The organism is Clostridium sp. (genome assembly GCF_034179595.1).
Classification (GTDB): Bacteria; Bacillota; Clostridia; order Clostridiales; family Clostridiaceae; genus Clostridium.
Genome location: NZ_JAXFPT010000069.1, coordinates 1 through 6,206, shown reverse-complemented (window position 1 = coordinate 6,206; position 6,206 = coordinate 1). Strand labels below are relative to the sequence as shown.

General features: G+C 27.7%; 5 protein-coding genes. All 5 read left to right on the top strand.

Annotation, left to right across the window (positions count from 1 at the left end; all coding sequences use genetic code 11):
• Nucleotides 1-409 precede the first annotated feature (409 nt).
• The 5 genes from SPJ33_RS08860 to SPJ33_RS08840 all read left to right on the top strand — a co-directional run bounded on the left by SPJ33_RS08860 (nucleotide 410) and on the right by SPJ33_RS08840 (nucleotide 6,193).
• The gene (locus SPJ33_RS08860) at nucleotides 410-556 is read left to right on the top strand and encodes a hypothetical protein (RefSeq protein WP_321117606.1); all 147 of its coding nucleotides are present in this window, start codon (nucleotides 410-412) and stop codon (nucleotides 554-556) included.
• A 38-nt stretch (nucleotides 557-594) separates the two neighbouring features.
• Entirely contained in the window at nucleotides 595-2,226 is a 1,632-nt protein-coding gene (locus SPJ33_RS08855; protein WP_321117604.1) for a hypothetical protein, read from the top strand.
• Between the two features lie 264 nt (nucleotides 2,227-2,490).
• Nucleotides 2,491-3,957, top strand: coding sequence for a hypothetical protein (locus SPJ33_RS08850; protein WP_321117603.1), 1,467 nt, complete (start codon nucleotides 2,491-2,493; stop codon nucleotides 3,955-3,957).
• 176 nt (nucleotides 3,958-4,133) lie between these two features.
• On the top strand, nucleotides 4,134-5,162 hold the full coding sequence (locus tag SPJ33_RS08845; RefSeq protein ID WP_321117602.1) for a hypothetical protein: 1,029 nt from the start codon (nucleotides 4,134-4,136) through the stop codon (nucleotides 5,160-5,162).
• A gap of 791 nt (nucleotides 5,163-5,953) precedes the next feature.
• Nucleotides 5,954-6,193 carry a hypothetical protein gene (locus SPJ33_RS08840; protein WP_321117601.1) on the top strand — a complete coding sequence of 80 codons (240 nt, stop codon included), beginning with the start codon at nucleotides 5,954-5,956 and terminating at the stop codon, nucleotides 6,191-6,193.
• The last annotated feature ends 13 nt before the right edge of the window (nucleotides 6,194-6,206 follow it).

Below are 6,206 nucleotides of genomic sequence, written 5' to 3'. Positions count from 1 at the left end.
ATATAAAACATTTATTGGATAAAAACTCCTCGATAAATTCCAATTTGTAGAGTAGATTTACAATAAAATATCGATTTCAAAGAAGTTTCATAGTTATGTGAAGCTTCTTTTTTGGTTATTCAATAAAAAAACAATTTTATTTAAGTTGATGATTAATTTTCATCAACTTTTTTTACGTTTTAAAGCAGTGGAAACGGATTAATATCTTGAAAATAGCTTTTAACTACCCGAAAAGTTAAAGTTTTTTCACAATATATAGTGAAGGGCAATATATGTTATTAATCAATATAACTATCCCAAAAGTTCAGCTTTTTTCACAAATATAATTGAAGGGGTATTTTTTACAAATATTTTTTTACCCACTATGCATATACAATCTACACAAAAAAAGAAAAGGAGAAGATTTTTTATGAAAAATGCAATTATCAATCTAAGAGTAAATGAGGATTTAAAAAAAGCTTTTAAAGTTTCTAGTATGAAACAAGGTAAGACAATGACAGAAGCACTTGAAGAACTTATGAGAAAAGCAATTTTAGAACAAGAAAACAATAAGTAAAAAACTATAAAAAAATTAAGAAGAAAGAGGTATTTATTATGAAGAGAATAAGAATTAAAAACACTAACACTAATGGAGAAATTTTAAAAACAATTACTATGCCTAGAAATATGTATATGGAAGTTTATGAAGCAGTTTCAGGACAAGACTTTAAGAAAGACCAATTAGTAGAAGACATCTTAAAGGTAGAAGGAGTTACTTATGATAATAGTGGTGACTTTGAAACTAAAGATAATGGTAAGGTATATGAATATCAAATAAGTACACCAGCACAAATGAGAGCTTCGGTTTGCTTATTTAGAGATAAAGAGAGAGCAAAAGAGTTTAGTATAACCGAAGATATACTTTGTGGTGGTAAGTATAATGATATAGAAATGACTACAGATTCATATTTAAAAGATTTATTATCAAAATTATCTTTAGGATTAACTGGAGCTGAAAAGGTTGATATACCAGTAATAACAGATGGAGAAATAGATAACAATAAATTCAATGTAATTATAGTTAAAGATATTGATTATACAGTTACTAAGCCAGTTAAAATGCTAAAAGATGGATTAACTAATGAACAAGTAGTAAAAGGTATTGATGTATTTGATTATGAGGTTAAAGAAATAGAACAAACTGCATTTGATGGAGCAGGGATTATTACTCCACTAGCTATGGAAGCTATTTCTAAGGCTTGTGGTTTAGATTATACAATGGCTTGGTGTACAATACGTTCATTTATGGGGATTAAAGGGTTATTAACTTGTGTAGACTTAGAAGCCTATATGAGAGATTATCACAATGCTAAGAAGAATATAGTCGATTATAGAGGGGTAGAGAGAGTTATTACACCAATGACTATAGTTGTTAATGAAAGTATGGCAAAACTATCAAAATGGTTCAAAGGGATTGAAGACTATGATAGATGTATGAAAGCTAAAGGTTATGATAAATACCAACATATAACTGATAGAATATGGGTAGTTAAAAAGGCTAATAAATACTCTAAGCAAGTAGCAGAAACTTCATATCAAATGCTTAACTTATTAAAAATAAGTAAGCCTGAAATGGAGCAACTAGCATCAGAAAATAAAAACTTTTTAGAGAAAGTAAGAGCTAAGGATAAATCAGCTTGTTTAGAATTTGTAGGATTAAATGCTAAATCATTATCAAACATAGAAGAAGATGATGATTATGAGGTTCAATCTAAAGACGATAAGTTATACAAGATGTTATCTTGTGAATTTGATGAATTTATAAAGATACCAGCAGTTCAACATACACTGGAGCAAAATATTTTAAGAAAAACTAAAAATCACTTAGCTGGTAAGTTCTTATTACAAGATAGTTCATTTAAAATTATAGCTCCTGATGCAATACTATTTATGAATTACTTAGCAAAGCAACAGTTTAATGAATATGAAGGATTTAAGATAACCAATCTAAATCAAATTGTAGGTGGATTAGCTACAAGAACTTGGTATATAAAATGTGAGGAAGGTATGGTGTTTACTGGAAGATATCCTATGGCTGGATTTTTTGAATTATCAAATGAACAGTTAGTTCAATCTAAGTTACACGATAGATATTGCCTATATAATAATGAGATTATCACAGTAAATATGAGAGGTACAGATCTAATGGAAAAAAGTGGAGCAGATAAACTGTTATTGTCTGCCTAGTGTAGTAATACATTAGAAAATAACCTTGTGAACTCAAGCAAAAGAGGTGTGCTACTTATGTAGTGCTATCGGTGAAGCCTAAGTCAGAAATGATATGGTAATACCGAGCCAAGCTTCTTATAAATAAGAAGAAGGTGTAACGACTATGGCTGATGAGTGTAAGCCAGTACACTGGAGATTAGCACCAGTGGAAGTGCAAGGCAACCTAGCAAGTAATGTTGAGGTTGAAGAGATAGTCTATACCAATAGAAATATTGGAGTAATATGTGTGATGGCGATTTACTTTTTGTAAGTAAAAATAAAATACTTATGAACTCTGTTATAAAATCAGATGTAACATTTATAAATAAAAATGAATTAGAAGATACTGCTAAAAAGATTGAGATAAAATTCTCAAAAGGTAAAGAGTTTAGAAAGAGAATGAATTTACAATTAAGTAAGAATTACATAGGAGCTTTAGCAATAGGAAGTTCAACATTAGGAGATTATTGTCAATCACTTACTTTTGCAGAATTAGGTTCTAATGAATATAAATTATCAGCTAGTGAGTTGGTTGAAAGATACAAAGGAAATATGGATTTAATCAATAGACATATGTACCTTGGTAATGCTCCAATAGAAAAACAAAAAGAGTTGATAGAAAAGAGAATGAAGTCCAAGGAATCTTTATTTTGCTTAGGAGTTACTTGGCAACAGCTAGTAATAGATGCACCTAAAAAAGGAACGGTTATTGATGAAGAAGCAATTAATGATTTCTTAAGATATGTAAATAATGAAGGTAAAAGACCACAATTTTTTCCACTACTTAAGGATAAAGAAACCTCTAAGATTGGTAGTATAAATTCAGTATTAAGTGATTATATGCTTTGGAATAGATACTTATTGTTCAAATCAGTATCAACTAATAAAGATGAAGGTTGCCAAGTTTTAAAAAACTTATTCTTCTATGCTCAAAAAGGTTCTTTTATAGAAGATGATGTACAAGTAATAGCTAGAAAAATAGCTAACAATTATAGAGATTATCAAATAGAAATTAAAAATATAATGGATGAATGGGAGAATAATATAGCAGTAGTTACTTGTATATCTAACTATGGATATTTTACTTTTGATGAAGCTGAAAAGATTAAAAGTGATAGATTTGATAAGTTATCTATTAAGCACAGTGATAAATCTATAGAGTTATGCAATAGCTATTCCAAAGATAGTATTTGTGAAGCTATTAGAAGATGGTTAAATGCTACTTCAAATAAATACTATAGTAAATACATTATAGATTATTACTTCTATGCTATAGAAGCTCTAATGAGTATCAAGCCGACTATATCAGTATTAGAAGAAGCAGAAGAAGGAACAGTGAATTTATTTAAACCTTATATTATAAAAGAAATTCCAACTCCTGAAAATTTCTATAATGATAATATAACAATAGTTCAAGCTCAAAGAGTGGAAAGGGCAGTAAGCAAAGGCTTTAATGGAAGATATGATGGGAATATAAAATTATCTCATAATAGCACTATAATAATTAAACAAGAACTTACTAGCACAAATGTTTATCAATGGTTAGGGAACGTTATAGGAGCTAAAATAGGAACTATACATAGCAATCAACTTGATAAGGTTGAAGACTTCATAGATGTACCAGTAGTAGTTGAGAGCTTCACTAATGGAAATGACAAGAAAGGAAATATAGATGTTAATTTCATGCAAGTAATAATTAGAAAAATATAGAAAAATTAGGTTGGTACGAAGCTTAAAAAGTACCAGTTTTTTACGGTTGGAATTGCTTATACTGATAATATTTTTGAAATAAAAATTATGAATATTGATTTAGCATTCATTGATTTGAAGAGTGGAGTGAGGATTAAAAACTCAAAAAAATATAAAATATAAAGGAGAAATTATTTATGATTAAACTAATAACTGGAAATTTTAAGTATGCGCAATTGTGTGAAATGATGAATTGGAAAAAGAAGAGTGGAAAAGGAAAGATACTTCAAATTGAAAGTTTAAGTAATCATTGTGACTGGGAAAAGGGAGAAAAAGCAACTTTTATCATACATAGAGTATATGAAGAACCAGCAGAAACAATTAGAGAAAGAGCTGGAAAATATGTAGATGTTGTTGAAGATGTATTATTATCTATTCTTCACAATAGAGCATTACAAGGAAACGATGATATTGTTTATTATGGTGTTAATGAATTAATGACATTAGCAACATTAATTTCAAAAGAATATAATATTAGCTATAGTAACAAAGATTTTTTATTTGCTAAAGAAGGAGTAAATATCAATAAGAATATTATAAATTATTATCATAACAATTATTATTCAGTTTTAAGAGGTGCTTTAAATAGTGGACTTAAAAGAATGAATGATAAGAGATATATAAAATCAAGTGAAGTTACTATGATAGAGGATAATAACAAGGAAAGAGAAATAATAGATAAAGAAGCAAAGATATTACTAGAAGCAGAAGCTTTTATTATGAAAGAAATGGGATACTCAAGCTTAAACAAAATATTATTAGTAGGAAAATATAATGAGTTTAAAAGTAGAGTAGTAAAAAAAATAAACTCAGAAGATGGTGAGTTCAAATTAATAAATTATAGAAAAGCATTTAAGATAATATATACTACAAATACAATTAAATGGGGAGTAGAAGATAAATTAAGTGATAATAAAACTAGAAAATTATTTGAAGTTACACATAGAGGAATAGTTGATTTAGCAAGAAAACACTTCGAGAAAAATCACGATATAGCAAGAATGAAGATTATATGTAAACAAGCTAAAGATAATCTGGAATTTGGAGAGCCTTTTATCACAGAAGCAGAATTAGGAATAGAAGATAAAAGAGCAGATATTGCATTTTCATATCCTAGTTTTATTGAAGATATTGATTTAATAGATAGAATTTTAAGAGGTAAATAGTTTTTGTCACCTTATAATCACAGAAACATTAATATAAATAGTTTCTAATATTATAAGGTGACAATTTTTTATTTTATAAAAATATTAGAGTGCTATTTTTGTCTAAAATTAATACATATCGAAAGTATTTAATATTTCATAAATTTAATTGATGGAGTAGTCGCTAAAGCGACAGTGTGACTTTGTGAGGGGAAAATGCTCCTTTATAGATATCTTAATGGTGCATGTGGCTAAAGCCACAATGTGCTTTGTGGGAGCTAGGGATCTAGCAAGAGTATAAAGGTAAATGTTAATTTTATCTTTTAAAGTTTTTAAATTCATAATAATCAATACCTGAGGAGTTATTATAAAATAGCTCCTCAATTTCTTTTATATTTGATTTAGGCTATATTTAAAATCTATGATTCTTGACATAAGTTATTTATTTGTAATTAATAATATCACTTCTAAAAATATAGCTTAAATTAGATATATAATTACCTAGAATTAAAGTCTATAGAGATGTAAGATAGCAAAGTCTATCTTATAAATATATACTATAGTGCAACTAGTAAATGAAAGGAGAAATCCTCAGTTGCACCTAGTCTATTTTTTCTTTTGTTTAGTTAGTGGTAGCACCAAGTTTTTTTGATTTGGAGTTATCCTGAAGCTTTTAATTTTGAAAGTTTCAGGATAATTATTATAAGTTACAACTCCTTAAAAATTAATATTATAATTTGTTATTTTACAAAGTATCAGTTAGAGCATCTGATTTATCAAAAGCTCAAATTTTTAATCTAAAGGAGAAAATTATGGACAAGAGCATTTTAAAGGAATTAAAGCGATTAAGGAATATTAGGGGAACTATTATTGGAGAAAAACTAAATGGTTATAGGTGTGAAGTAGATGTAGAAGTTATCAAAAACTTTATAGATTTCTTAGAGTCAACTCCATCTAAAGAATTGGATGTAGATGAAATGAATAAATTTTTATTAGTTAATCAACTTCTTAATTTACTAGCATTAGATAACTTTGAAGTTATGTTAAAGTAAATATTACTGCTAT

Bases quoted from the DNA above. Each gene is read 5' to 3' on its own strand.
- SPJ33_RS08860 (WP_321117606.1), top strand. From the start codon at position 410: ATGAAAAATGCAATTATCAATCTAAGAGTAAATGAGGATTTAAAAAAA.
- SPJ33_RS08840 (WP_321117601.1), top strand. From the start codon at position 5,954: ATGGACAAGAGCATTTTAAAGGAATTAAAGCGATTAAGGAATATTAGG.
- SPJ33_RS08845 (WP_321117602.1), top strand. From the start codon at position 4,134: ATGATTAAACTAATAACTGGAAATTTTAAGTATGCGCAATTGTGTGAA.
- SPJ33_RS08850 (WP_321117603.1), top strand. From the start codon at position 2,491: ATGTGTGATGGCGATTTACTTTTTGTAAGTAAAAATAAAATACTTATG.
- SPJ33_RS08855 (WP_321117604.1), top strand. From the start codon at position 595: ATGAAGAGAATAAGAATTAAAAACACTAACACTAATGGAGAAATTTTA.